28 protein-coding genes are annotated in these 23,861 nt (G+C 70.0%); 13 read left to right on the top strand and 15 right to left on the bottom strand.

Going from position 1 to position 23,861, the window contains the following annotated elements; all coding sequences use genetic code 11:
* Position 1: 1 nt before the first annotated feature.
* The gene (locus tag LFM09_RS36210; RefSeq protein WP_414101108.1) at positions 2-211 is read left to right on the top strand and encodes a hypothetical protein; all 210 of its coding nucleotides are present in this window, start codon (positions 2-4) and stop codon (positions 209-211) included.
* Between the two features lie 4 nt (positions 212-215).
* Here LFM09_RS36210 and arcC read toward each other — a convergent pair whose 3' ends face one another.
* Genes arcC through LFM09_RS36230 form a run of 4 tightly spaced genes read right to left on the bottom strand, consistent with a single transcriptional unit; the run spans position 216 to position 4,735 of the window.
* Positions 216-1,115, bottom strand: a complete 900-nt coding sequence (gene arcC, locus LFM09_RS36215) for a carbamate kinase (RefSeq protein WP_414101109.1) — start codon at positions 1,113-1,115, stop codon at positions 216-218.
* Positions 1,115-2,107 carry an ornithine carbamoyltransferase gene (gene argF / locus LFM09_RS36220; protein WP_414101110.1) on the bottom strand — a complete coding sequence of 331 codons (993 nt, stop codon included), beginning with the start codon at positions 2,105-2,107 and terminating at the stop codon, positions 1,115-1,117. The genes arcC and argF overlap by 1 nt, the downstream gene beginning before the upstream one ends.
* Positions 2,108-2,120: 13 nt before the next feature.
* Positions 2,121-3,365 (bottom strand): arginine deiminase, encoded by a 1,245-nt coding sequence (locus LFM09_RS36225; RefSeq protein ID WP_414101111.1) that lies wholly within the window; start codon positions 3,363-3,365, stop codon positions 2,121-2,123.
* Positions 3,362-4,735, bottom strand: a complete 1,374-nt coding sequence (locus tag LFM09_RS36230) for an APC family permease (RefSeq protein WP_414101112.1) — start codon at positions 4,733-4,735, stop codon at positions 3,362-3,364. Before LFM09_RS36230 ends, LFM09_RS36225 begins: the two co-directional genes overlap by 4 nt.
* Positions 4,736-4,925: 190 nt before the next feature.
* Here LFM09_RS36230 and LFM09_RS36235 point away from each other — a divergent pair, with 190 nt between their 5' ends.
* Positions 4,926-5,963 (top strand): zinc-dependent alcohol dehydrogenase family protein, encoded by a 1,038-nt coding sequence (locus LFM09_RS36235; RefSeq protein WP_414101113.1) that lies wholly within the window; start codon positions 4,926-4,928, stop codon positions 5,961-5,963.
* A 56-nt stretch (positions 5,964-6,019) separates the two neighbouring features.
* Here LFM09_RS36235 and LFM09_RS36240 read toward each other — a convergent pair whose 3' ends face one another.
* Positions 6,020-6,628 (bottom strand): HPP family protein, encoded by a 609-nt coding sequence (locus tag LFM09_RS36240; RefSeq protein WP_414101114.1) that lies wholly within the window; start codon positions 6,626-6,628, stop codon positions 6,020-6,022.
* Positions 6,629-6,641: 13 nt separating this feature from the next.
* Positions 6,642-7,328 carry a CBS domain-containing protein gene (locus LFM09_RS36245; protein WP_414101115.1) on the bottom strand — a complete coding sequence of 229 codons (687 nt, stop codon included), beginning with the start codon at positions 7,326-7,328 and terminating at the stop codon, positions 6,642-6,644.
* A 185-nt stretch (positions 7,329-7,513) separates the two neighbouring features.
* Here LFM09_RS36245 and LFM09_RS36250 point away from each other — a divergent pair, with 185 nt between their 5' ends.
* From LFM09_RS36250 to gap, 3 genes are all read left to right on the top strand, one after another.
* A complete protein-coding gene (locus LFM09_RS36250) occupies positions 7,514-8,509 on the top strand; it encodes an Acg family FMN-binding oxidoreductase (protein WP_414101116.1) in 996 nt (331 codons plus the stop codon).
* 173 nt (positions 8,510-8,682) lie between these two features.
* The gene (ppsA, locus tag LFM09_RS36255) at positions 8,683-10,929 is read left to right on the top strand and encodes a phosphoenolpyruvate synthase (protein ID WP_414101117.1); all 2,247 of its coding nucleotides are present in this window, start codon (positions 8,683-8,685) and stop codon (positions 10,927-10,929) included.
* Positions 10,930-10,956: 27 nt separating this feature from the next.
* Entirely contained in the window at positions 10,957-11,967 is a 1,011-nt protein-coding gene (gene gap / locus LFM09_RS36260) for a type I glyceraldehyde-3-phosphate dehydrogenase (RefSeq protein WP_414101118.1), read from the top strand.
* 56 nt (positions 11,968-12,023) lie between these two features.
* Here the strand turns inward: gap and LFM09_RS36265 are convergent, their stop codons facing one another.
* Positions 12,024-12,548 (bottom strand): flavodoxin domain-containing protein, encoded by a 525-nt coding sequence (locus LFM09_RS36265; RefSeq protein ID WP_414101119.1) that lies wholly within the window; start codon positions 12,546-12,548, stop codon positions 12,024-12,026.
* Positions 12,549-12,669: 121 nt separating this feature from the next.
* Here LFM09_RS36265 and LFM09_RS36270 point away from each other — a divergent pair, with 121 nt between their 5' ends.
* Positions 12,670-13,164: a flavodoxin domain-containing protein gene (locus LFM09_RS36270; RefSeq protein WP_414101120.1), complete on the top strand. Its 495-nt coding sequence runs from the start codon at positions 12,670-12,672 to the stop codon at positions 13,162-13,164.
* Between the two features lie 9 nt (positions 13,165-13,173).
* Here the strand turns inward: LFM09_RS36270 and LFM09_RS36275 are convergent, their stop codons facing one another.
* Positions 13,174-14,769 carry an ABC transporter permease gene (locus LFM09_RS36275; protein WP_414101121.1) on the bottom strand — a complete coding sequence of 532 codons (1,596 nt, stop codon included), beginning with the start codon at positions 14,767-14,769 and terminating at the stop codon, positions 13,174-13,176.
* Positions 14,766-15,653, bottom strand: a complete 888-nt coding sequence (locus LFM09_RS36280) for an ATP-binding cassette domain-containing protein (RefSeq protein WP_414101122.1) — start codon at positions 15,651-15,653, stop codon at positions 14,766-14,768. The genes LFM09_RS36275 and LFM09_RS36280 overlap by 4 nt, the downstream gene beginning before the upstream one ends.
* Before the next feature lie 133 nt (positions 15,654-15,786).
* Here LFM09_RS36280 and LFM09_RS36285 point away from each other — a divergent pair, with 133 nt between their 5' ends.
* A complete protein-coding gene (locus tag LFM09_RS36285) occupies positions 15,787-16,128 on the top strand; it encodes a spore germination protein GerW family protein (protein ID WP_414101123.1) in 342 nt (113 codons plus the stop codon).
* Between the two features lie 14 nt (positions 16,129-16,142).
* Here the strand turns inward: LFM09_RS36285 and LFM09_RS36290 are convergent, their stop codons facing one another.
* Positions 16,143-16,394, bottom strand: a complete 252-nt coding sequence (locus tag LFM09_RS36290; RefSeq protein ID WP_414101124.1) for a hypothetical protein — start codon at positions 16,392-16,394, stop codon at positions 16,143-16,145.
* 165 nt (positions 16,395-16,559) lie between these two features.
* Between LFM09_RS36290 and LFM09_RS36295 the strand changes: the two genes are divergently transcribed.
* Positions 16,560-17,702, top strand: a complete 1,143-nt coding sequence (locus LFM09_RS36295) for a site-2 protease family protein (protein ID WP_414101125.1) — start codon at positions 16,560-16,562, stop codon at positions 17,700-17,702.
* A complete protein-coding gene (locus tag LFM09_RS36300) occupies positions 17,699-19,027 on the top strand; it encodes a nicotinate phosphoribosyltransferase (RefSeq protein ID WP_414101126.1) in 1,329 nt (442 codons plus the stop codon). Before LFM09_RS36295 ends, LFM09_RS36300 begins: the two co-directional genes overlap by 4 nt.
* On the opposite strand, the gene LFM09_RS36305 is transcribed toward LFM09_RS36300, so the two are convergent.
* Positions 19,015-19,764, bottom strand: coding sequence for a slipin family protein (locus LFM09_RS36305; protein WP_414101127.1), 750 nt, complete (start codon positions 19,762-19,764; stop codon positions 19,015-19,017). The two genes, LFM09_RS36300 and LFM09_RS36305, sit on opposite strands and share 13 nt — an antisense overlap.
* Positions 19,765-19,915: 151 nt before the next feature.
* Here LFM09_RS36305 and LFM09_RS36310 point away from each other — a divergent pair, with 151 nt between their 5' ends.
* From LFM09_RS36310 to LFM09_RS36320, 3 genes are all read left to right on the top strand, one after another.
* Positions 19,916-20,389: a LiaF transmembrane domain-containing protein gene (locus tag LFM09_RS36310; RefSeq protein ID WP_414101128.1), complete on the top strand. Its 474-nt coding sequence runs from the start codon at positions 19,916-19,918 to the stop codon at positions 20,387-20,389.
* A gap of 28 nt (positions 20,390-20,417) precedes the next feature.
* Positions 20,418-20,591 carry a hypothetical protein gene (locus LFM09_RS36315; RefSeq protein WP_414101129.1) on the top strand — a complete coding sequence of 58 codons (174 nt, stop codon included), beginning with the start codon at positions 20,418-20,420 and terminating at the stop codon, positions 20,589-20,591.
* A gap of 87 nt (positions 20,592-20,678) precedes the next feature.
* Positions 20,679-21,230 carry a hypothetical protein gene (locus LFM09_RS36320; RefSeq protein WP_414101130.1) on the top strand — a complete coding sequence of 184 codons (552 nt, stop codon included), beginning with the start codon at positions 20,679-20,681 and terminating at the stop codon, positions 21,228-21,230.
* A 54-nt stretch (positions 21,231-21,284) separates the two neighbouring features.
* Here LFM09_RS36320 and LFM09_RS36325 read toward each other — a convergent pair whose 3' ends face one another.
* Together LFM09_RS36325 and LFM09_RS36330 are read right to left on the bottom strand one after the other, a co-directional pair.
* Positions 21,285-22,190 (bottom strand): universal stress protein, encoded by a 906-nt coding sequence (locus LFM09_RS36325; RefSeq protein ID WP_414101131.1) that lies wholly within the window; start codon positions 22,188-22,190, stop codon positions 21,285-21,287.
* A 5-nt stretch (positions 22,191-22,195) separates the two neighbouring features.
* Entirely contained in the window at positions 22,196-22,789 is a 594-nt protein-coding gene (locus LFM09_RS36330; protein WP_414101132.1) for a hypothetical protein, read from the bottom strand.
* Positions 22,790-22,957: 168 nt separating this feature from the next.
* On the opposite strand from LFM09_RS36330, the gene LFM09_RS36335 reads away from it, so the two are divergent.
* Positions 22,958-23,359 carry a hypothetical protein gene (locus LFM09_RS36335; RefSeq protein ID WP_414101133.1) on the top strand — a complete coding sequence of 134 codons (402 nt, stop codon included), beginning with the start codon at positions 22,958-22,960 and terminating at the stop codon, positions 23,357-23,359.
* Here the strand turns inward: LFM09_RS36335 and LFM09_RS36340 are convergent.
* Both LFM09_RS36340 and LFM09_RS36345 read right to left on the bottom strand, forming a co-directional pair.
* A complete protein-coding gene (locus LFM09_RS36340; RefSeq protein ID WP_414101134.1) occupies positions 23,329-23,457 on the bottom strand; it encodes a magnesium transporter in 129 nt (42 codons plus the stop codon). The two genes, LFM09_RS36335 and LFM09_RS36340, sit on opposite strands and share 31 nt — an antisense overlap.
* Before the next feature lie 24 nt (positions 23,458-23,481).
* Positions 23,482-23,751, bottom strand: a complete 270-nt coding sequence (locus LFM09_RS36345; protein WP_414101135.1) for a hypothetical protein — start codon at positions 23,749-23,751, stop codon at positions 23,482-23,484.
* Between the last annotated feature and the right edge of the window lie 110 nt (positions 23,752-23,861).

A 23,861-nucleotide genomic window follows, 5' to 3' on the forward strand; every position in this document is an offset into this window, starting at 1 on the left:
CATGAGCCGCTTCATGAACGACATACGTGGCGCCGTCCAGCGCGGCGATCTGCCCGCGCGATTTCGTCCCGATGACGTGCGCAAGGCCTGCCCAGGTTGGGCCCGCCACACCTACGGTGTGTTCCTTCCGAAGCACCGCAGGGGCAATCCTGGTGGATACACCGTCTACTTCGAACGCCACGCGGACGGCACCTACAGCCTCATCACCTGACCGCCTACACGCTGATCGTCGTACCGGCCTCGCCCAGAAGCAGAGCTTCCGCGTCGGTCAGCGCACCGATCGCCGCCGTCGATCCGGTGGCCAGCACGAACCGGCGGCAGGCCTCGATCTTCGGCCCCATCGAGCCGGTGGGGAACGTCAGCTGCTCGATCTCCGCCACGTCGAGGTGGCGCAGCGGTTCGGCGTCCGGCAGGCCGAAGTCGGTCATGACGGCGGACACGTCGGTCAGCAGGAGCAGGCGATCGGCTTTGAGGGCGATCGCGAGCTGGGCCGAGCTGAGGTCCTTGTCCACCACGGCCTCCACACCGCGCAGCCGGCCGTCGTCGACCACGGGCGCACCTCCCCCGCCCGCGCACACCACGATCGTTCCACCGCTCACGAGCTGCTCGATGGACTCCTGTTCGACCAGCCGCAGCGGCTCCGGTGACGGGACGACGCGGCGCCAGTGCGGACCGTCCGCCGCCATGGTCCAGCCGTTCCGCGCGGCCAGCCGGTCGGCCTGCCCGCGGTCGTAGACAGGGCCGATGAACTTGGTGGGCGCCGAGAACGCGGGATCCGCGGCGTCGACGACGGTCTGGGTGACGACGGCGAGCACCGGTTTGCGGACCCCGGCGTTGCGCAGCGACTGTGCCAGCCAGTAGCCGATCATGCCCTGGGTCTCGGCACCGAGGGTGTCGAGCGGGTACGGGCGGGTGAGCGACGGGTCGGCCTCGCTTTCCAGTGCGAGCAGGCCGATCTGAGGGCCGTTGCCGTGGCACACCACGAGTTCGTGTTCCGCGGCCAGCGGCGCGAGTGCTCGCGCCGCTGCCTCGACGTGGTGGAGCTGGACGGAGGCGTCCGCGCGTTCGCCGCGCATCAGCAGGGCGTTGCCACCGAGGGCCACGACGATCCGCATCACGAGGCCAATCCGGCGACGATGACCGCCTTGATGGTGTGCAACCGGTTCTCCGCCTGGTCGAAGACCACGGAAGCGGCCGAGGAGAACACCTCGTCGGTGACCTCCGCGCCCTCCAGGCCGTACTGGTCGTAGACCCGGCGGCCGACCTGAGTGGTGCGGTCGTGGATGGACGGCAGGCAGTGCAGGAACTTCGTGCCGGGCTTGCCGGTGGCCTTCATCAGTTCGGCGGTGACGCGGTAGGGCGTCAGCAGCGGCACACGGGTGTCCCAGGCCTCCGGTGAGTCGCCCATGCTCACCCACACGTCGGTGTAGATGAAGTCGACGCCGGCGACGGCCTGTTCGGGGGCGTCGGTGACGAGCACGCGGGCACCACTCACGGCGGCCAGCTCGTGAGCCTTGGCGATCACGTCGGCGGGTGGCTGCAACTCGGTGGGTGCGGCGATGCGGACGTCCATGCCGAGCAGGGCGCCGGTGATGAGCAACGAGCGGGCGACGTTGTTGTGGCCGTCGCCCACGAACGCGAAGCTGATGTCCTCGACCTGGCCGTCGAAGTGCTCGATCATGGTGAGGACGTCGGCGAGCATCTGGGTGGGGTGCCACGAGTCGGTCAGGCCGTTCCACACCGGCACGCCGGCGTGCTCGGCCAACGACTCCACCGTCTCCTGGGCGAAACCGCGGAACTCGATGGCGTCGAACATCCGGCCGAGCACCTTGGCGGTGTCCGGAACGGACTCCTCGCGGCCCATGTGGGAGCCGGTCGGGTCGAGGTAGGTGACGTGGGCGCCCTGGTCGTGGGCCGCGACCTCGAACGCGCAGCGCGTGCGTGTCGAGCTCTTCTCGAAGACCAGGGCGATGCTCTTGCCCTTCAACAGGGGGTGCTCGGTGTGGGAGGACTTGGCGCGCTTCAGCCCGCGCGCCTGGGAGACGAGGTCGAGGAACTTCTCCTTGGTGAGGTCGAGTTCCTTGAGCAACGAGCCGGGGTGTCGCATCGAAGAAGTCCTTTCAGATGCCGTCGCGCTGGATCGGGCAGGTCATGCAGCGGGCGCCGCCCCGGCCGCGGCCGAGTTCGTTGCCGGGGATGGAGATGACCTCGATGCCGTGGTCGGCGAGCATGGTGTTGGTGACCGTGTTGCGCTCGTAGCCCACGACGACGCCGGGTGCGAGCGCAAGGAAGTTGTTGGCGTCGTCCCACTGTTCGCGTTCGGCCGCACGAGCGTCCTCGTCCGCGCACAGCACGCGGAGGCGGTCGATGCCCACCCGATCGGCGATGGTGGCGAACACCGAGGCCCGCTCCTGCACCCGCAGACCCGCCGAGCTGCGCTCGACCACCTCCTCCGCGTCGGCAGGGGTGATCACCCACGTCCGCAGGGTTTCCGGGTCGAGGCCCGGATAACGGATGAACGTCTCCAGGTCGAGCATCGTCATGACCGTGTCGAGGTGCATGAGGGCGTGCGAACGGGGCAGCTGCACGGCGATCACGGAACTCGCCTGGCCGGTGCGGAACAGTTCGCGCGCCAGGATCTCCACGCCCATCGGGGTTGTCCGCTCCCCCATGCCGATCAGCACGACCCCGCGTCCCAGGACGAGGATGTCGCCGCCTTCCAGCGTGGCCGGTTGGTGGTTCACGTCGTCGGCGCCGTAGTAGATCGGGAACATCGCGTCGGCGAACAGCGGGTGGAAGCGGTAGATCGCCTGGCAGTGCAGGGATTCCCGGCGCCGGGCGGCTTTCGCCATCGGGTTGATCGTCACGCCGCCGTAGATCCACGCCGAGCTGTCGCGCGGGAACAGGGTGTTCGGCAGCGGCGGCAACACGAAGTCGTCCAGTCCCAGGATGTTCCAGCGCAGGCTCGGCACGCCGAGCGGAGACAGGTCGGCGCGAGTCACGCCACCGACGAGCAGCTCGGCGAGGTTCGCGGCGTCGACCTTCTCCGCGAACTCGCGTACCGGGCCCACCAGCGTCGGTCCCAGCAGTTCCGGCGTGCACACGCGGTCCAGCACGAATCCCCGTGCCTCCGGCAGCGCCAGGGTCTCCGCGAGCAGGGTGCCGGTGTGGTGCACGGTGATCCCGCGGTCGCGCAGCACACCTGCGAACACGTCGTGCTCCTCCTGGGCCTTCGCGGCCCACAGCACGTCGTCGAACAGCAGCTCGTCGCAGTTGCGCGGGGTGAGCCTGCTGAGCTCCAGGCCCGGTCGGTGCACGATCACCTGGCGGAGTGCACCGACCTCCGAACCGACGCCGAGACTCATGACGTGACCTCGCCGTACTCGCGACGGCCGACCTTCAGCCAGACGTAGAGCGGCACACCCAGCAGCAAGCACACGACGCCGTAGTAGACGGCCTGGTAGCCACTTCCGGCCAGGGCCCAGAAGGCGAAGGCGAGCGCGAGCGCCGAGACCACGCCGTCACGCACGAGGTGCGGCCATTCGGCCTTGCGGCCGCGGACCAGCAGCCAGAACAGCTGCGCGGCAGCGCTGAACAGGTAGGGCACGACGGCGGTGAACACCGACAGCAGCACCAGCGTGGTGAAGACCTGCTCGAAGTTGGTGTAGCTGAAGGCCACCAGCGCCGAGGCCAGCGCAGTGGAGCTGATGATGCCGAAGCTGGGGATGTCGCCGCGGGTGCGCAGGAACACCTTGGGGAACAGCTTGTCCTTCGCAGCGGCCATCGGCATCTCGCCGACGATCAGCGTCCAGCCGACGAGGCAGCCGAGGCCGGAGACGACCGCGGCGACCGCGATGGCCTGCCCTGCCCACTGGCCGCCGAACATGGCGTTGGCGGCGTCGGTGAACGGCGCTTTGCTCTCCTGCAACGCCCCGTTCGGCACGGTGCCGAACACGGTGAGCGTGCCGAGGATGTACACGACGGCACAACCGATCGTGCCGAACACGGTGGCGCGGCCGACGTTGCGCTCGGGGTCGCGGACCCGGCCGGCGGCCACCGAGGCGGTCTCGATGCCGATGTAGCTGAACAACGCGATCGCCGCGGCGGCGGAGATGGCGCCACCGATCGAGGTGCCGCTCGCGTTGAACGGGCCGAAGTTCGCGGACTTGATGAAGAACAGGCCGACGGTCGCCATGAACAACAGCGGCACGATCTTCAGCACGGTGAAGACGATCTGCGTGACGGCCATGCTCCGCAGCCCGGACAGGTTCACGAGCGCGGGAATCCACAGGCCCGCCAACGCGATGACGATCGACCAGCCGACCTGGTGCTCGGTGTTCACGAACACCTCGACGTAGCCGACCAGTGCCACGACTATTGCCGCGTTGCCCGCCCACGCGGTGATCCAGTAACACCACGCGTTGAGGAACCCGGCGAACTCGCCGAACGCGTCCCGCGCGTACACGTACGGGCCGCCCGAACCGCTGATCCGTTTCGCCAGCGCACCGAACGTGAGGGCGAGGGCCAGCGCACCGACCGTCACGAGGACGAACGCGAGGAGGCTGACCGGACCGAACGGTGCCAGCGCGGACGGCAGGCCGAACACGCCGGTGCCGATCACGGAACCCACCACCAGTGCGGTCGCGGTGGGCAGGCCGAACCTGGACGGTCGCGGCCGATCACTTCCCGGATCCGACCGAGTCCCGGCCTCCGGTCCGGCGGTGTCTGTGCTCACGGCGAACTCCTCACTCCGATGTGGACTGTTTCGCTGTGAGCAGCCTGCGCCGCGAGCGCGCGATCCCCCACCACCCCAGGTCTTCTCGGTGGCGGGCACTAGGTCCCAGGCCGCGCGGGACCCCGGTCTCTGCGCGGCGCGCACCAGCGCGAGCAGCCTGAGGTGGAAACCGGACAGAGGAGGGCTCCCGATGAAGGCGCTGGTCTACCACGGGCCTGGGCAACGCGCGTGGGAAGAGGTTCCCAAGCCGACGGTCAAGGACCCGGCGGACGCCGTCGTGCGCGTCACGGCGGTGACGATCTGCGGTACCGACCTGCACATCCTCAAAGGCGACGTGCCGGAGGTCGAGCCGGGGCGCATCCTCGGTCACGAGGCCGTCGGCGTGGTCGAGGAGGTGGGCGCGTCCGTCACCGGTCTCAAGCCGGGCGATCGAGTGCTGATCTCCTGCATAACCACGTGCGGGCGCTGCCAGTACTGCCGCACCGGCAGTTACGGGCAATGCCTCGGTGGAGGCGGCTGGATCCTCGGCCACCTGGTCGACGGCGTGCAGGCCGAGTACGTGCGCGTGCCGTTCGCCGACACCTCGACCCACCTGCTGCCGGACGACGTCAGCGACGCCGCCGCGGTCGTGCTCGCCGACATCCTGCCCACCGCTTACGAAGTCGGTGTGCTCAACGGGACCGTCAAGCCCGCGGACACCGTCGTGATCGTCGGCGCCGGGCCGATCGGGCTGGCCGCGATCCAGACCGCGCAGCTCTACAGCCCGAGCCACATCATCGCCGTGGACCTCGCGGCGTCGCGGCTCGACGCGGCCAAGCAGTTCGGTGCGGACATCACCGCGTCGACCGCCGAGGAGGCCGAGCGGATCGTCAAGGAGCTGACCGGCGGTCTGGGTGCCGACGTCGCGATCGAGGCGGTCGGGGTGCCGGACACGTTCGAGCTGTGCGCGAAGCTCGTGCGGCCCGGCGGGCACGTCGCGAACGTCGGTGTGCACGGCAAGCCCGCGACGTTGCACCTGGAGAGCCTCTGGATCCGCAACGTCACCATCACCACCGGGCTCGTCGACACCGTCTCCACGCCCACGCTGCTGCGCATGGTGGAGGCCGGCCGGATCGACGGGGAACGGTTCATCACGCACCGGTTCGCGCTGAACGAGATGGAGCAGGCGTACGAGGTGTTCGAGAACGCCGGTGACACCGGAGCGCTGAAGGTCGTCCTGCAAGCCTGACACGGCAACGACAAAGGCGCCGGGGGGAACCCCGGCGCCTTTCGCTCGTTCCCGGTTCAGCTTCCCGCGTACTCCACGAACCGCACGTCGGTCACGCCCGCGACGGCCCGTGCCAGCACGTCTGCCACGTGCCGGTCCGCCGGGTCGTTCATCTTGTCCACAATGGACACCTTGCCGCAGTGCACCTCGACCGACCACCGGCCCGCGGAGCCGATCATGTCCAGGCGGTGCCGGATCTCGGCCTCGATGATCCAGTCGTCCCTGCTGATGGAGCGCAGCAGGTCACGGCGCGTCACGATGCCCGCGAGGTGGCCCTCGTGGACCACCGGCACGCTGCGCACGCCGTGCTCCAGCATCAGGTCCGCGACCTCGGCCAGGTCGGTGTTCGGGGTGACCGTCACCGGCGTCATCATCACCTGCCCCACCAGGTCGGCGGGGGCCACCCTGGCCTCCGCCGGTTCGCCGTGCACCAGCTTCCTCGGGTCCTGGGGAAGCCTGTGCCGCAGCAGCTCGGTCTCGCTCACGAGGCCGACCAGCACACCGAGTTCGTCCACGACCGGCAGCGCGGTGAAGCCGCGTTCGGCGAGCAGGTGGGCCGCGTCACGGGCGAGGGTGTCCTGCCTGACCACGATGACGTCGTGCGTCATCACATCTCGAGTCCTCATCGTGCTCTCTCCTTCACCCGAAGATCTCGGTCTGGCGGGGGTGCGAGGTGTCGTTCCACCCGGCCTGCAGCCGGTTGTGCACGTCCACGACGCCCGGCAGAGAGCGCACGAGGTGTTCGGCGATCTCGACCTCGCTCTGGCGCTCCAGCGGCCCCTCCATCGTCACCACGCCGTCCGAAACCTCGACGTCGATGGTGTCCGGGTCCACCCACAGCATCCGGCCGAGGATCTCCTCGCGGATCTGCGTGCGCAGCTCGTCGTCCTCCCGCAGGAAGAGCTTGAGCAGGTCGCGCCGGGAGAGCACGCCGACGAGCGCGCCGTCGGAGTCCATGACGAAGAGCCTGCGCAGCCCCTCGGAGGCGAGCTCCCGCGCGGCCGCGCTCGCGGTGGTGTCCGGCGACACGGTCTTCACCGGCGCGGTCATCACGTCTCGGGCGGTCAGCCCGCTCGCCTGCTCCCAGCGGTGCTTCACCGCACGGCCCGCGAACACACCCGGTGCGTCCCCGGTGCCGCCGCGGAACTCCTCCTTCGGCAGCAGGTCGGCCTCCGACACGACGCCGACCGGGTAGCCGCCGTCGAGCACGGGAACAGCGCTGATCGCGTTGTCCTCCAGCAGTTTCACGACGTCCCTGAACGAGCTCCCGACGTCGGCGGTGATCACCTCACGCGTCATCAGCGAGGCGACTGTCGGTTCACGCATGACACCCTCCGGTGATCCTTGGTCCACGTGCCTCCAGCCTTCAACCAGGACCGCGAACTGGACACCTGCCAAAGGTGTCGCCAGGCGGGGACACGGGTCCCGGAAAGGCGGGGACCTAGGCCCCTCACCCTCGGCCGTCGTCGCTGCGAGTTTCATAGTGCGACTTCGACCTGGAGGTGAGCCGGATGGACCGCGGTCAGCCGGACGAGAAGACACTGCGGGCGGCGGTGGCGCTCGCCTGCCGCGCACCGTCGGTGCACAACTCCCAGCCGTGGCGCTGGGAACTCGGCGCGCACAGCCTGCACCTGTACGCCGATCGCACGCGCAACCTGCCCGCGATCGACCCGACGGGCGCCGACCTCGTGATCAGCTGCGGGGCCGCGTTGCACCACGTGCGCGTCGGCCTGGCCGCGCTCGGCTGGCGGGCGGTCGTGCACCGGCTGCCCAACCCCGGCCGGCCGGACCACCTCGCCGCGATCGAGTTCGAGGCGCGCGAGCCCAACGAGGCGTACGTGGCCCTCGCGACCGCGATTCCGCGCAGGCGCACCGATCGCCGTGCGTTCTCCTCCTGGCCACCGCCCGACGCGGTCCTCGACCAGCTGGTGGCACGCGCCCGCAACGAGGGCGTGGAGGCGCAGGTGGTGACCGGCCGGGCGCGGGACGAGCTGCTGATCGCGATCGACAGGGCGTCCGCCACCCAGGAAGCGGATCCCGCCTACCGCAACGAGATCCGAGAGTGGAGCGGTGTCTACCCCGGTGCGTCCGCGGGTGTGCCCGCCGCGAACATCCCCGCGGGGACCCGGCAGTACGGCAACCTCCGGATGCGCGAGTTCGCCCCCGGCGAGCTGCTGCAGCCCGACCGCCGCCTGCTCGGCGAGGACGCGGGTGCGTTGCTGGTGCTCAGCACCTCGTCCGACGACGACCTGTCCCGGCTGCGTGCCGGTGAGGCGACGAGCGCGGTGCTGCTGGAGGCCACGTCGGCGGGACTAGCGACGTGCCCGCTGAGCCAGCCGCTGGAGGTCGTCGAGACCAGGGAGCTGGTGCGCGACCACGTGCTCGGCGGTTCGACCTGCCCGCAGCTCGTCGTCCGGGTCGGCTGGGCCGGGTTCAACGCCGACCCGCTGCCCGCCACGCCCCGCCGTCCCGTCATCGACGTCCTCGGCCACCAAGAACAGAAGTGAGCACCAACGTCTCCAGCCACCAACGGCAGCGGTGAACACCTGCATCGGCGGTGTCGCCACGCACGGCGACACCGGCACCGACGTCCCAGCCACCAACAGCAGCACTGAGCAACCGCACCTGCCACCACGCCCGGCGACCACGACACCGACGACCCCAGCCACCAGGAGCAGCAGTGAGCACGTACATCCGCGACTTCACCACGCTCGGCAAGAACGACACCGACATCGCCGGCGGCAAGGGTGCCAACCTCGGCGAGCTGACCCGCGCGGGTCTGCCGGTGCCACCCGGCTTCGTCGTGACCGCCGAGGCGTTCCTGACCTCGATGAGCCAGGTCCGCCAAGACCTCGCCACCGAACTCGCCGTCGCGCTCGACCGGGCCACCACACCGGATCGGCTGGCGGAGTCCGCCGAACGCATGCGCGACCTGGTGCGCAAGGCCGGCGTCTCCGACGACGTGCGGCACGCCGTGCTGCAGGCCTACCGCGAGCTCGGCCAGGACGAGTCCGTGGCCGTGCGGTCCTCGGCCACGTCCGAGGACACCGCCGGCGCCTCGTTCGCCGGGATGAACAGCACGTTCACCAACACCCGCGGCGCGCACGCTCTGCTGGACCGGCTGCTGGACTGCTGGGTGTCGTTGTTCGGCACCAGGTCGGTGGCCTACCGGGCCGAGCAGGGAATCTCCGACGAGCCTGCCATCGCGGTCGTCGTGCAGCGCATGGTCGACTCGGAACGCTCGGGCGTCATGTTCACCGCCGACCCGTCGACCGGTGAGCGCGACCGCCTGCTCGTCGAGGCGTCGTTCGGGCTCGGCGAGGTGGTCGTCAGCGGCTCCGTCGAGCCCGACACCTACATCCTGCGCCGTGACGGCGATGCGGTGTCCCTTGTGGACACTCGGGTCGGCCGCAAGACGCACAAGATCGTGCGAGGCGCGAACGGGAACGACGAACGCATCGAGCTCACCGCCGAGGAGTCGCACGCACAGGTGCTCACCGAGGCCGAGGCCGTCGCGATCGGACAGCTGGGCGTGCGCGTGCAGCGGCACTACGGCGAGCCGCAGGACACCGAGTGGGCGATCGCCGACGGCAAGACGTGGCTCGTGCAGTCCCGTCCCATCACGACACTGCCCGCCGCAGGCATCACTCCGGACGGGCCGCTGGTCGCCGGGCTCGGCGCCTCACCGGGCATCGCGTCCGGCCGGGTGCGCGTGCTGACCTCCCCCGACGAGGGCTCCCGTCTGCGTGACGGCGAGATCCTGGTCGCCGAGATGACCAACCCCGACTGGGTGCCGACGATGCGGCGGGCGTCCGCGGTCGTCACCGACGGCGGAGGCATCACCTGCCACGCCGCCATCGTGGCTCGCGAACTGCGCGTGCCGTGCGTGGTCGGCACCGGCTCGGCCACCACCGTCCTCAAAGAAGGCCAGCAGGTCACCGTCGACGGCAGCGCGGGCGAGGTCCGCGCCGGCGCCGCACCGATCACCACCGCGCCGCGCATCGTGCCGCCGGCTGTGCTCGCCACGGAGGCGCTGGGCACGCGGGTGTACGTGAACCTCGCATTGCCTGAGCACGCCGCCGAGGTGGCCGCCATGCCGGTGGACGGCGTCGGCCTGCTGCGAGCCGAGTTCATGCTCACCGAGGCGCTCGGCGCCGAACACCCGCGCCGATTCCTGGCACAGCACGGCAGCGACGACTTCCTCAACGCCATGACGTCGTCGCTGCTGCAGATCACCCACGCGTTCGCACCGCGGCCGGTCATCTACCGCACGATGGACTTCCGCACCAACGAGTTCCGCGAACTCAAGGGCGGCGACGAGTTCGAGAAGCACGAGCACAACCCGATGATCGGCTACCGCGGCTGCTACCGGTACGTCGACGATCCGATGCTGTTCGGGCTGGAGCTCGAAGCCCTTGCGCGGGTGCGGGAACAGACGCCGAACCTGCACCTGATGATCCCGTTCGTGCGCACCAAGTGGGAACTTGAAGCCTGCCTGGAGCAGATCGACCGCAGCCCGCTCGGCCGCCACCGCGGCCTGCACCGGTGGGTCATGGCCGAGGTTCCCTCGGTGGCGTACTGGATTCCCGAGTACGCGCGGTCCGGCATCGACGGCGTTTCCATCGGCAGCAACGACCTCACGCAGCTGATGCTCGGCGTCGACCGCGACTCCGAGCTGTGCGCGGACCTGTTCGACGAGTCCGACCCCGCAGTGCTCGACATGATCGGCCGGATCGTCGGCGCCGCACGGGACGCGGGCATCACCTCGTCGCTGTGCGGACAGGCGCCGTCCAACAAACCGGAGTTCGCCGAGAAGCTCGTGGAGTTCGGCATCACCTCCATCTCGGTCAACCCGGACGCCGTGCCGGCGGCCAGGGCGGCGATCGGTTCGGCAGAACGCCGGCTCCTGCTGCGGCACGCCCACTGACACCTCAACTCACCTGGGAGAAGCACCATGGCTGTACGGGTCGGCATCAACGGGTTCGGGCGCATCGGCCGTGACGTGCTGCGCGCCGCCTTCGACCGCCACGACACGGCGATCGAGATCGTCGCCGTCAACGACATCACCGACGCGGAGACGTTGGCTCACCTGCTCGCCTACGACTCGACGTACGGCCCGTGGAGCCGCCACGTCACCGTCGAGCACAACACCATCACCGTGGACGGCCACAGCATCCTCGTGATCTCGCAGGCAGATCCGAAGGACCTCAACTGGGGTCTGCTCGGCGTCGAAGTCGTCATCGAGGCCTCAGGCCGGTTCCGCACCCGTGAGACGGCGGGCGTTCACCTCGAACGCGGTGCGCGCAAGGTCATCATCACGGCTCCAGGCAAGGACGTCGACGCCACCATCGTCATGGGCGTCAACGACGACGTCTACGACGCGGGCGAGCACCACATCATCTCGAACGCCTCGTGCACCACCAACTGCGCGGCGCCGATGGCCGCCGTGCTGGACGAGGCGTTCGGCATCGTCGAGGGCGTGATGACGACGATCCACAGCTACACCGGCGACCAGGCGCTGCTCGACCGCCCGCACAAGGACCTGCGGCGGGCGCGCTCGGCCGCGGTCAACATCATCCCGACGTCGACCGGTGCCGCCCGCGCCATCGGTCAGGTCATCCCGTCGCTGGACGGCAAGCTCGACGGCCTGGCGGTGCGCGTGCCCGTCGAGGACGGGTCGCTCACCGACCTGACGGTCCGCCTCGCCGAGCCGGCGACGGTGGGACAGGTCAACCGCGCGTTCGCGGAGGCAGCCGCCCGGCATCTCAAGGGAATCCTGCGCTACACCACGGATCCCGTCGTGTCCCGCGACATCATCGGTGACCCGGCGTCGTGCGTGTTCGACGCCTCGCTGACCAAGGTGCAGGGACACGTCGTCAAGGTGATGGGCTGGTACGACAACGAGTGGGGCTACGCCAACCGCACGATCGACCTCGCCGACCGGGTCGCGAGGACGCTGCCGTGACCAGGATCTGACGAGTCAGATCCCCAGTGCCGGGCACCGCTGGTGCCCGGCACTGGTCAGCGTCGCGCCGCCTCGATGCCGGCGAGCACGTCCGAGATGGAGGCGCTCCACCTCTCAATCTCCGCCCAGTCGCGGAAGTCACCGAACCTGCCGCCCAGCAAGCGGAAGACCAGCGCTCCGAACCATCCGAACGCCTCAGCGGTGACGACACCCGTGAACAGGCGGTGTTCCACCGGGTCGACGTCGTTGAGCAGGGCGACCAGCACGTCGGCCTCACCCCAGGCCGCCACCCGGCGCAACGGATCGCGCAGCGCGCCGGGCAACCCGACGCTGAACAACCAGACCGGTTTGCCGCGCAGAGCGCGCCGCTGCCGCGTCAGGAACTCCCGGCCGGCGGGCAGCCAGGCCTGGTCGTGCACGGCACTGCCGATGACGAACGCGTCGTAGCCGCTCACATCGCGCACCTCGTCAACGGAACGCACCACGACGTCGTGCCCGCGCGCCAACAACGCTCCCGCGATCCAGTCCGCGATTCCCGCCGTCGATCCCTCGGCGGTCGCATACACCACGAGAACCTTCATGGCCTTCTCCTCCACCAACAATCGTCACGCCCGAAGACCGTTGGCGGCAGTAACCGGCGTCCTGTCGTGGCGGAGCACAAGTGCTCTGTCCACACTCACGGCGCAGTCGCATTGTGTTGGTATGGCTGAGATTCTCGTCGCGTACGCGACCAAGTCAGGTTCCACCAGGGAGATCGCCGAGGTGATCGCGGAACAGATCCGCCACGCCTCGCACGAGGTCACCGTGCTCGACGCCGCGGACGTGCGGTCCGTCGAGCCGTACAAGGCGGTCGTGCTGGGCAGTGCGCTCTACGCGGGCCGCTGGCGGCGCGAGGCCGTCAAGCTGTTGATGCGCAACGAGAAACTGCTCGCCCGCCGGCCGGTGTGGCTGTTCCACAGCGGGCCCATCGGCCCGCAGCAGGTGCCCCAGCGGGCGCCGCGCAAGGTCCGCGAGATCGCGGCGCGCATCGGTGCGGACGAGCCCGCCACGTTCGGTGGCAGGCTCACGAGCGAGACCGCGGTCGGCTTCATCGCCAAGAAGATGGCGGGCAGCAGCCTGGCCGGCGACTTCCGGGACTGGGACGACATCCGCCTCTGGGCGTACCTGATCTCCGAGAGACTGGTCGCCGCGCGCTGATCCTCGCGCTCACCCCACGTCCCGGCGCCTCAACGCGGTCAGTCCAGCGGCTGTCAGCGCGGCGGCCACGACCACCAGCCACACCAGCGGCGCCGCCGTGACGGTCCCGCCCGGCATGCGCGGCACGTGGGCGAACGGCGAGAAGTCCATCAGCCACTGGTCGAGCTCCAGCAGCGATCCGAGGTCGCCGAACAACAGGAACGTCACCAGCACCGCCCAGCCCGTTGCGGCCAGCCTCGACGCAACGCCGAACAAGGCGACCACGACACCGGTCAGCACCCACGCGGCGGGCACCTGCACCAGCGCACCGGAGAGAACACGACCCACCTGGCCCGCGTCACCGGTCTGCACCGCGTGCATCACGCCAGCCGCAAATCCAGCGCTCACGAGCAGAAGCGCTGTGCCTGCGAGAGCGATCCAGGCGTGACTCATCGCCCACCGCGCACGGCTCACCGTCGTGGCGAGCACGGGGTCCGCCCGGCCGGCCACCTCTTCGGCGTGCAGGCGCATCGAGGTCTGCACCCCGTACGCAGACGCGATGACGGCCAGCAGTCCGAACATGGCGGCGAACACCGCGTCCGTCAGCACGTCCCGGCCACCGAGCTTGAGGAGCATCTCCTGGGACTCGGCGCTGCCCATCATGGAGCCGATGCTGCCCGCGACGCTGCCCACCATCAGGCCGTACGTCACGAACCCGATGGTCCAGCCCAGCAGCGCTCCCCGGTGCAGCCGCCAGGCCAGCGAGAGCGGTCCTCGCAGCGACGGCGCCGCGGTGGCGGGCCCGAGGCGTTCGGGGAACACCCCCGCGCCGTGGTCGCGGCGTGAGACGAGCAGATAGGCCACCGCGGTGAGGACGGCCGCGAAGACGAGGGTGATCACGAGGACCCACCACCGGTTGCCGGCGTACGGGCGGAACTGCTGTCCCCACCCGAGCGGCGACAGCCAGGACAGCCACCTCGGTCCGGCCACGTCCGCGGTGTCCCCCGCCGCGCGCAGCAGGAACACCACACCCAGCAGGGCCATCGACAGGCCGATGGCGGCTCGTGCGGTTCGCACGAGCTGCACCGCCACGGCCGCGATGCACGCGAACGCGATGCCGACGCTCGTCCAGGCCAGGCCGAAGACCATCGATCCGGCGACGGGCAGACCTGAAGCCGCCACCGCGACCGCCGTCAGCAGCCCGAGCACGATGTCCGCACCGACGACGACCGCCAATGCGGCGGTCAGCGGTGCCCAGCGGCCGACTACGCCGGACCCGACGAGTTCGAGCCGTCCGGCGTCCTCCTCGGCGCGGGTGTGCCGCACCACGAGCACGATCGACAGGATTCCGACGATCACCGCGCCGGTCCCCAGCGCCTTCAGCATCGCCAGCGCGCCGAGCGAAGTCGGGTCGTAGATCCGGCCGTACACCGCGACCAGCGCGGGCGTGCCGTTCATGACGGATGCCGCCTGCACCACGGAGTCCACCGTGGGGAACAGGCCCTTCGTCGCCGCAGCCGACGTCACGGCCACCAGGACGAACACCGCGATCCAGACCGGCAGCAGCACCCGGTCACGCCGCAGCGCGAGCCGGACGAGCGTGCCCGTGCCCGACAGCGCGTTCACCGGTTCACCTCGTAATGGCGCAGGAACAACTCCTCCAGCGTCGGTGGCCGGCACATCAGGCCGCGCACGCCGAACCCGGTCAACGCCTGCAGCACGGGATCGAGCTGGTCTGTGTCCACCTGACAACGAAGATGCGTTCCGGAGACGTGCGCCTCGTGCACACCGGGCAGCCTGACGACGCCGTCCGGCGGGCTGACCAGATCCGCCTCGACGGAGGTCCGGGTGAGGTGGCGCAGTTCCGTGAGCGAGCCGCTTTCCACCAGCTTGCCGTGGCGGATGATGCTCACCCGGTCACAGACCTTCTCGACCTCGGCGAGGACGTGGCTGCTGAGCAGCACCGTGCGGCCCTCCGCGCGGATCTCGGCCACGCAGTCCTCGAAAACGGCCTGCATCAACGGATCCAGCCCAGCGGTGGGCTCGTCCAGCAGCAACAGCTCGACGTCACTGGCCAGCGCGGCGATCAGCGCGACCTTCTGCCGGTTGCCCGACGAGTACGCGCGGCCCTTCTTCGTCGGGTCGAACTCGAAGCGTTCGATCAGCTTCGTCCTGCGGGTGGTGTTGATGCCGCCGCGCAGCCTGCCGAGCAGATCGATGACCTCACCACCGGTGAGGTTCGGCCACAACGTCACGTCGCCCGGCACGTAGGCCAGCCGCCGGTGCAGTGTCGCGATGTCGCGCCACGGATCGCCACCGAGCACGGTGGCGGTGCCGCCGTCGGCGCGCAGCAGTCCGAGCAGGATGCGCAACGTGGTCGTCTTCCCCGCGCCGTTGGGCCCGAGCAGACCGTGCACCTCTCCCGCGCGGACGGTCAGGTCCAGTCCGTCGAGTGCGGTGGTCCGGCCGAACGACTTTCGCAGGCCGGACAAGGCGATTGCTGCTGTCATGGTTCGAAGCTAGGGATCCGGCCTGTGGCGGCGGAGGGGCTTGCGACACCACCGCGCGGAACCGAAGGACCCTGTCAGCGCTGGTCCTGACGGCAGACGCTGGATCGCAGCCGAACACGAACCAGGAGCCGTGATGAAGATCGACGAACTGATCGCGAACGTCAAGGACTCGGTGGACGCCAAGAAGGTCTACGCCGAGCCGTACGAGAAGAACGGGGTCACGATCATCCCTGCCGCGATTGTGGCCGGTGGCACCGGTGGCGGCACCGGTCGCGACGAGAAGGGGCAGGAGGGTGAGGGCGGCGGCTTCGGGATCAGTGCGAAACCGGCTGGCGCTTACGTCATCAGCGACGGGCACGTGACGTGGCAGCCCGCGATCGACGTCAACCGCCTGATCGCCACCCTGGGCGCGGTCGTCGTCGCGGCGCTCTTCGTCGCCGCTCGGATCGTCAAGCTGCGCAGCCAGAACCAGTGAGGCAGGCCAGGTGATCAGGCAGCCACCAGCGTGCCGAGAACCTGCCTGCCGATCGACGTGAGGATCGCCGGAACCCGCGCCCCCGCCTGGGATTGCGATGCCGCCGCAACCAGTCCCGCAGCGTACAGGTCATTCGTGGCGGTGAAGTCGCACCAGAGTCCGTCCACGGACAGACTGGGGGCGCGGCCGCCCATCAGCTCGGCGCGGCCTTCCGCGACCGCCTGCAACATGGCCCGGTGCCTGGCGGTGTATCCGTGGATGCTCATCTGACTTCCCCTTCCCGCACTTGCCCTTCGTGGTGAGGTAAGGCTGCTCTTCGGGCCGGGGTGTGACGCAGATCCCAACGTGGTGACCGTGCCGGGACCATCGCCGCACTCGGGTGAGACCTGAGGCTCTGCCTGGCGGGGACGCCGGCCGAGACGCTGGAGCGCATGAACACACTTCTGCGCACCGTTCCGCTCGGCCGCTACCGGGGCGTCGCAGTGGGCGCGCACTGGTCGACCCTGGTCGTCGTCCTGCTCATCGCACAGGTCGTGGCCGTGTCGTTCCTGCCCGCCACCGCACCGGGGTACTCGCCGGTGAGCTATTGGCTGGTCGGGGTGCTCGCCGCGATGGCGTTCATGTTGTCGTTGCTGGGCCACGAGCTGATGCACGCGCTCGTCGCGAAACGGTTCGGTGTCGGAGTGCGTCGCATCGACCTGTGGCTGCTCGGCGGGGCCACGGAGCTCACCGAACCACCGCCGACGCCGCGGGCGGACCTCCTGGTCGCACTGGCGGGACCAGGTGCCAGTGCGGTCACCGCCGTGGTCGCCGGCGTCGCCGCGACGGCTCTGAACGCGGCCGGCGGGCCGGCGCTGGTGGTGTCGCCGCTGATCTGGCTCGCCGCCGCCAACGTGCTGCTGGCCGCGTTCAACCTGGTTCCCGCCGCGCCGCTCGACGGCGGGCGGGTGCTGCGGGCGATCGTCTGGTGGCGCACGGGTGACCAGGCGCGCGGCGAGCGGGTGGCCTCTGTCGCCGGTCGCGCGTTCGGCCTCGTCCTGGCCGTGGTCGGTGCGGGAGAGGTGCTCCTCGGACAGATCTCCGGGCTGTGGCTCGTGCTCATGGGCGCGTTTCTCGTCGTCTCCGCTTCCGCCGAACAGTCGTACAACCAGGTGCGGCACCAGCTGGAGGGTGTGCTGGTGCGCGAGGTGATGACGCCGGATCCGCCGGTGGCGCCGGGGTGGTGGACCGCGGACTCCTTCCTGCACGCCTGCACCGCGGATCGGCACCAGCGGGTCTTCCCCGTGATCTCCTTCGACGGCACGCCGGTCGGTGTGGTGAGCATCGCCGATCTCGTGCGGGTACCGGACCGGGCGAACACGAGGGTGTCCGACGTCGCCAGGGAGGTACCGACCGCGCGGCCCGGCGAGCCGGTCCTGGACGTGATCGGCAGGGCGTCGCCGACGACCGGCAGGAACGTCGTGCCGGTGCTGGAGGGCGGCAGGCTCGTCGGCGTGCTCGGCGCCGAGGACGTCGCCTGGGCGACCGAGATCAGCCGGGCGGTCCGGCTCGGTGACCGGGAGACGTCGTCATGAGTGGCAACCGGACCGACCTCTACGAGATCCGCATGGCGCTGAGCTACCTGCGCAGGGACATGTGCGCGCCGGCGACGTTCAGCCTGTTCGTCCGCGCGCTGCCGCAGTCGCGCGGATTCCTCGTGGCCGCCGGGCTCGCCGACTGCCTGTCGTTCCTCGAGGACTTCGGCTTCACCGACGCCGAGCTCGCCGCCCTCGAACGGATCACCGGCCTCGACGTCACACCGCTTGCCGGTCTGCGGTTCACCGGCGAAGTGCGTGCCGTCGAGGAGGGACGGGTGGTGTTCGCGGGCGAACCGCTGCTGGAGGTCACCGCTCCCCTCGCCCAGGCGCAACTGGTCGAGACGGCGTTGCTGAACCTGGTCACCCACCAGACGGCGATCGCGGCCAAGGCCGCCCGCTGCCGGATCGCCGCGGCCGGTCGCGACCTCGTCGACTTCAGCGCGCGTCGCACACACGGCCCGGACGCCGCGATGGCGGCGGCCAGGGCTTCCGCGATCGCGGGTTTCGCGGGCACCAGCTACGTGGCGGCCGCGGACCGGTACGGCCTCGCGGCCAGCGGCACGATGGCCCACTCCTACGTGCAGGCGTTCCCGGACGAGCGCGCGGCCTTCGAGGCGTTCGCCGCGGACTTCCCCGCCTCCAGCGTCTTCCTGGTCGACACCTACGACACGCTGACCGGGGTGGACCGGGCGATCGAGGTGGCCAGGCGGATGCCGGCGCACCAGCCGGTCGGCGTGCGGCTCGACTCAGGTGACCTCCACACCCTGTCCTGGGTGACGCGCAAGCGGCTCGACGACGCCGGCCTGACCGGTTCCCGGATCATCGCGAGCGGCGGGCTGGACGAGCACTCCATCGCCCGGCTCGTGGCCGCGGGCGCGCCGATCGACGTGTTCGGTGTCGGCACCCGCATGGGCGTCTCCTCCGACGCACCCGCGCTCGACAGCGTCTACAAGCTGGTCGACCTCGACGGCAGGCCGACGATGAAGCTCTCCGCGGGCAAGGTCGGCATTCCCGGACGCAAGCAGGTCTTCCGCCCCACGGGCAGGCCCGCGGACGTTCTCGCCGCTCACGACGAGGAAGTCCCGCGCGATCACGAGCCGCTGCTGACCACGGTTGTGCGCGACGGCCGGCGCATCGGTCCACTTCGGACTGAAGCGGAACTGGTCCAGGACGCGCGGGACAGGTTCACCGCGGACCTCGCGTGGTTGCCGGCGCACGCGCGGGACCTCGTCGACCCGACACCGGTGCGGGTGCGCGTCAGCGACCGGCTGCACGCGCTCGCCGAGCACGTGCGCCGGTCGCTCTGCTCTCAGCCGATCTGACTCAACGGGTCGCGGGCTGCCGGGATCTCCCGGTCCAGGAACGTGTTCACGGCTCGGACGCTGTCCATCAGTTGCGCCGGGAACAGGATCGTCGAGTTGCGCTCGATCGCGATCTCCCCGAGCACCTGCAGGTTCCGCAGCTGGAGCGCGATCGGGTGCCGGGCGATCACGTCGGCGGCCTCGGCGAGCTTGCCCGCCGACAACGCCTCGCCCTCCGCGGCGATGATCTTGCCGCGCTTCTCGCGCTCGGCCTCGGCCTCGCGCGCCATCGCGCGCTGCATCGACTGCGGCAGCTCGATGTCCTTGAGCTCCACCAGTTCGACCAGCACTCCCCACCGCTCGGTGGTGGCGTCGAGGATCTCCTTGATCTTCTCGTTCAGCGTCTCGGTCTCGGCCAGCACGTGGTCGAGCGGCGTGCGCCCCACCACGTTGCGCACCGTCGTCTGGGCGATCTGGCTGATCGCCGCCTCGACGTTCTCGATCTCCACGATCGACTTCACCGGGTCCACCCTGCGGAAGTAGGCGACCGCGGCGACACCGATCGACACGTTGTCCTTGGTGATCACCTGCTGCGACTGGATCGGCATGGTCACCGTCCGCAGGGAGACCTTCCTCATCTTGTCCGCCAACGGGATCATGAACCGCCAGCCCGGTTCGCGCACGCCGTGCAGCTTGCCCAACCGGAACACCACACCGCGTTCGTACTGCCGCACGATCGCCATACCCAGATTGCTCACGACTTCCCTCCCACGTCTGCGCGGTTCGTCGCCTCCACGGTGAAACCGGGGCCGCACCAGAAGCAGTGACCGACGGCCCGACATCGAGGACCGAACGCCACTGCCCTCCCCGTGCGCACGGCCACATCGTTGTGGTGGAAGGGAGAGGAAGGTGACTGTCGAGAGTGGACTCTCCGGGAAACCGGTGCGGCTGTGGATCGGCCTGGTCCTGCTGGCGCTCGGCACGTTCGGCGTCCTCGGCGCGATGGACGTCCTGGACACGGGCGCTCTGGTGGGCACGTGGTGGCCGACCGCGCTCATCGGGCTCGGCGTCGTCCCGATGGCGGCACAGCGCCGCGTGTGGGCGGGACCCGCGGTGGTGACGGTGCTCGGGCTCGTCCTGCTCGTGAACAACCCCGGCTGGCCGGGCGGCGGTCTGCTGTTGCCGAGCGCGGTCCTCGTCGTGCGTCATCGTGCTCTGGGGCCTGCGCGGGCCTCGTGGCTCCCGCAGCTCGTTCGCGTTGTTCGGCGGGGCCACCATCAGGGAACGCAGCCCTCACCTGCGTCACGTCGACACGTCGGCACTCTTCGGCGGCACTGCGCTGGATCTGCGGCACGCGCACATCGACGACGAGGCGACCGTTGACGCGTTCGCGTTGTTCGGCGGTGTCGATGTGCTGGTGCCTCGAGGGTCACGGGTCTCGATCGGCGGCCTGCCGTTCATGGGCGGTATCGACGACAAGACCACGCCGGACGGGGACCTTCCCGCCGACGCCCCGGTCCTGGTCGTCAACGGCATGGCCATGTTCGGCGCCGTGACGGTGAAGGACGGGCCCGATGAGGAGTGACGTCCCGGCCGGATCGGGACCAAGGCCCGCGTCCGCCGGGGTTCAGGCCGAGAAGACTCGAAGCAGAAGAACACTTGGGAGGTAACGATGTCCGCTGTTCATGCCCCTGTTCGCACCCGCACCGACGCGGGTGCGCTGTCCCTCGCGGTCCTGCGCATCGCGACCGGCTTGCTGTTCCTGTGGGCGTTCGTCGACAAGGCTTTCGGTCTCGGTTACGCCACTCAGGCCAAGAACGCGTGGTTCTCGGGTGGTTCGCCCACGAAGGGCTTCCTGAGCCGGGTGAACGTGGGTCCGTTCGAATCCATCTTCCACGACATCGCCGGAACGTGGTGGGCCGACGGTCTTTTCATGATCGGTCTTCTCGCGATCGGTGTCGCGCTGGTGCTCGGCATCGGCCTGCGCATCTCCGCGGTCGCCGGCTCCCTGATGATGCTGCTCATGTGGGCCGCCGAATGGCCGCCGGCGCAGCACAACTCGGCCGGCGAGGCCACCATGTCCACCAACCCGCTCATCGACTACCACATCGTCTACGCGCTGGTGCTGATCGCGCTCGCCGCGACGGCCTCCGGTGCGGTGTGGGGCCTTGCCCGCTGGTGGGCCGAGCTGCCGTTCGTCAAGGCCAACACCTGGCTGCGGTGACGGCACCGCGAAAGGGGAGGGCACCGCGGTGCCCTCCCCTTTCGCATGCGCGGCTCAACCGGCGCGGCGGGCGTGGTCGATCTGCTCGTCGAGCCCGGGCCGCACGAGCAGGACCGGGCACGGGGCGTGGAGGACGACCGCCTGGCTGGTCGAGCCGAGCAGCTTTCCGCGCAGACCGCCGGTGCCGTGCGACCCGATCACCAGCAGGGAGGCACCCGCGGCGAACTCGACCAGGCGGTGCGCGGCGGACCCGTGCACCACGTGCCGCTCCACCCGCACACCGGGGTGCCGGTCGGCGCACGCCTCAAGCCGCTGCGCCACCGTGGCGTCACGAACGGTGTGCAGCTCGGACCACACGATCCCGACCGACTCGGCGAGCTTCTCGTTGCCCAGCGGCGGGTGCCAGGCGTGCACGGCGACGAGCGACGCGCCCCGGATCTCCGCCTCCTCGAACGCGCGGTCGAGGACCACCCAGTTGTGCGGTGCGCCGTTCACCCCGACGACCACGGGACCTTCGGCCTCGTCACCCCGGACGACGGCCACAGGGCACTTCGCACGGCAGGACAACGCGACGGCTACCGAGCCGAGCAACAAGCCCGTGAAGCCGCCCATACCGCGTGAACCGACGACGACCAGTCCGGCCGTCGCCGACTCCTGCTCCAGCAGCCAGGCGGGTGTGTTCACCTCGACCCGGTACGTGATGTCCAGCGCGGGCGCGGTGTCGAGGGCACCCGTGACCGCCTCGCGCACCCAACCCATCGCCTCGTCGTGCAACGCGCTGCGCGCCATCCCGGTCATGTCCAGGGCGTCGGCGGGCAGGGGCAGCTCGGCGTGCACGATGCGCAGAGAGGCACCGCGACGATCGGCTTCCCGTGCCGCCCAACGAACAGCGCGCTGCGCCGACTCCGAACCGTCCACTCCGACGACGACCTCGTTCGAATGTCCGATCGGGACGATCACACGACTCACCTTCCAGTCCAGTCCGGGGCGATCTGCTCCCACTCACGAGCCCATCGGTACAGCCGGATCCGCTTGTGCACGAACCGCGTGGCGAGGTAGAGCAGCGCCATCGCGCCGGCTGCGCCGCTCCACAGCATCAAGGCGAGCGCGATCGCATCGATCGCCGCGCCCTCCGTGGTCATCGGCGGCTCCGACACGGTGCCGCTCTCGTCGACCCAGATCGTCACTCCGGCGCCGGCTTTCGCGTCGTAATGCGCCTGAACCACGCCCTCCCGCGCAAGTCCGTCCGCCAGGCGCCACCTCGCGAGCACGGGAGCCGTCTCGACGACACCGCCGCGTTCGGAAGACCCGATCGCCTCAGGTGCGTCCTCGATCAGCACGGCGTCGACCTTGTGCCGGGTCGCCTGTTCGACGGCGACCCGCGCCTTCTGGGTCGCGTAGATCTCCGACCCCATCGCACCCACGACGGGGACCGCCAGCAACGTGACAGCCAGCCCCAGCACGAGCACCGCGCCCTCGACGCGGTCACCCGCCGTCGCGAGCCGGTTGCGGCCGGGGAAGGCTTGATGGACGAATCTGGACATCGGTTTCGCGGTCATGTGGTCCACCTCCTGGTTCAAGATTTCCGCGTGGAGGTGGCAGGTCCCAGGGTCCTTCGTCGCATCGGCGATGAGCCCGTGGTCTCGCCGAAACGAAGTCGGGATGCGGTGTTGGCGGCATGTGCCGAAGAGCAGCCTGGGAGCAGACTTCGACACCGGGAGACCACGATGACCACGCCACTTCTCGTCGCCGACCAGCAGCGCTACGCGGACGTCAGGGACCGCAGGCTCGCCGCGGTGCTCACGGAGGAGGACGCCGCGGAGGAGCTCGGGCTGAACCCGCTGGAACGCATCTCGTGCCGGCTGCACCGCCGCTGGCTGCACCACTGCGTGCACTCCGCGGACCACGTCATCAAGGTCACCGGCCACCGGTGGTGCCGGGACTGCTCAGCGGTCGCCTCCGTCGGTGTCGACGAGCTGACCGGTGACGTCCTGGTCCGCTGCCAGTCGTGCGGCACGACCCCGGACACCACGGCGACCCGGCAGATCGTGCGCACATGCCTCGCGAGCCTCGCCGCGGCGCAGGGCTTCTTCGCCCATCACACGATGGCCGTCGCGATCGCGAAGTAGATCAGCACCGGCAGCAGGTCCCGCACGACCGTCGCGAGTGGACCCGAGCCGAACGCCGGGTCGCGGCCCAGCCGGTGGAACAGCCACGGCGGCGCCACCTCGACCCCCAGGCCACCCGAGGCTCACCCCACACCGGCAGGATCACCGGGGAACGCCAGGCAGGCGAGCGCCGCACCGATGAGCACCCCGGTCACCACTTCGCTCACCTCGGCCCTCCCGATGCCGGCACCGACCGACAGGCCGCGGATCACCAGCGCCTCGGTCTGCGTGCCGATCGCGTCCGCGATGTTGACCACTCCGGGCACGAAGAACGCCACGAGCACCTGCCGTGCCAGCACTTCCTCGTAGGCACCCACGACACCGGCCGCCAGCAGCGCGCCCAGCAGTCCCACGAGCAGCCACGGCAGGCGATGCCACAACCGCCGCCCGACGGGCTCGGTCGACGCGGTACGCGCGGAGGCCGTCGACGACAGGAATCCTCCGAGCCGCGCGAGGTCCTCGT

It is taken from the genome of Lentzea alba, from assembly GCF_047445655.1.
GTDB classification, from domain to species: Bacteria; Actinomycetota; Actinomycetes; order Mycobacteriales; family Pseudonocardiaceae; genus Lentzea; species Lentzea alba_A.

Excerpts from the sequence above, each read along its gene's own strand:
- LFM09_RS36235 (WP_414101113.1), top strand. The coding sequence starts at position 4,926 with ATGAAGGCGCTGGTCTACCACGGGCCTGGGCAACGCGCGTGGGAAGAG.
- LFM09_RS36290 (WP_414101124.1), bottom strand. The coding sequence starts at position 16,394 with ATGAGCATCCACGGATACACCGCCAGGCACCGGGCCATGTTGCAGGCG.
- LFM09_RS36285 (WP_414101123.1), top strand. The coding sequence starts at position 15,787 with ATGAAGATCGACGAACTGATCGCGAACGTCAAGGACTCGGTGGACGCC.
- LFM09_RS36300 (WP_414101126.1), top strand. The coding sequence starts at position 17,699 with ATGAGTGGCAACCGGACCGACCTCTACGAGATCCGCATGGCGCTGAGC.
- LFM09_RS36250 (WP_414101116.1), top strand. The coding sequence starts at position 7,514 with ATGGACCGCGGTCAGCCGGACGAGAAGACACTGCGGGCGGCGGTGGCG.
- LFM09_RS36225 (WP_414101111.1), bottom strand. The coding sequence starts at position 3,365 with ATGAGTCTCGGCGTCGGTTCGGAGGTCGGTGCACTCCGCCAGGTGATC.
- LFM09_RS36245 (WP_414101115.1), bottom strand. The coding sequence starts at position 7,328 with ATGCGTGAACCGACAGTCGCCTCGCTGATGACGCGTGAGGTGATCACC.
- LFM09_RS36335 (WP_414101133.1), top strand. The coding sequence starts at position 22,958 with ATGACCACGCCACTTCTCGTCGCCGACCAGCAGCGCTACGCGGACGTC.
- LFM09_RS36270 (WP_414101120.1), top strand. The coding sequence starts at position 12,670 with ATGGCTGAGATTCTCGTCGCGTACGCGACCAAGTCAGGTTCCACCAGG.
- argF (WP_414101110.1), bottom strand. The coding sequence starts at position 2,107 with ATGCGACACCCCGGCTCGTTGCTCAAGGAACTCGACCTCACCAAGGAG.
- LFM09_RS36265 (WP_414101119.1), bottom strand. The coding sequence starts at position 12,548 with ATGAAGGTTCTCGTGGTGTATGCGACCGCCGAGGGATCGACGGCGGGA.
- LFM09_RS36240 (WP_414101114.1), bottom strand. The coding sequence starts at position 6,628 with ATGAGGACTCGAGATGTGATGACGCACGACGTCATCGTGGTCAGGCAG.
- LFM09_RS36295 (WP_414101125.1), top strand. The coding sequence starts at position 16,560 with ATGAACACACTTCTGCGCACCGTTCCGCTCGGCCGCTACCGGGGCGTC.
- LFM09_RS36330 (WP_414101132.1), bottom strand. The coding sequence starts at position 22,789 with ATGACCGCGAAACCGATGTCCAGATTCGTCCATCAAGCCTTCCCCGGC.
- arcC (WP_414101109.1), bottom strand. The coding sequence starts at position 1,115 with ATGCGGATCGTCGTGGCCCTCGGTGGCAACGCCCTGCTGATGCGCGGC.
- LFM09_RS36320 (WP_414101130.1), top strand. The coding sequence starts at position 20,679 with ATGTCCGCTGTTCATGCCCCTGTTCGCACCCGCACCGACGCGGGTGCG.
- LFM09_RS36210 (WP_414101108.1), top strand. The coding sequence starts at position 2 with ATGAGCCGCTTCATGAACGACATACGTGGCGCCGTCCAGCGCGGCGAT.
- LFM09_RS36280 (WP_414101122.1), bottom strand. The coding sequence starts at position 15,653 with ATGACAGCAGCAATCGCCTTGTCCGGCCTGCGAAAGTCGTTCGGCCGG.
- gap (WP_414101118.1), top strand. The coding sequence starts at position 10,957 with ATGGCTGTACGGGTCGGCATCAACGGGTTCGGGCGCATCGGCCGTGAC.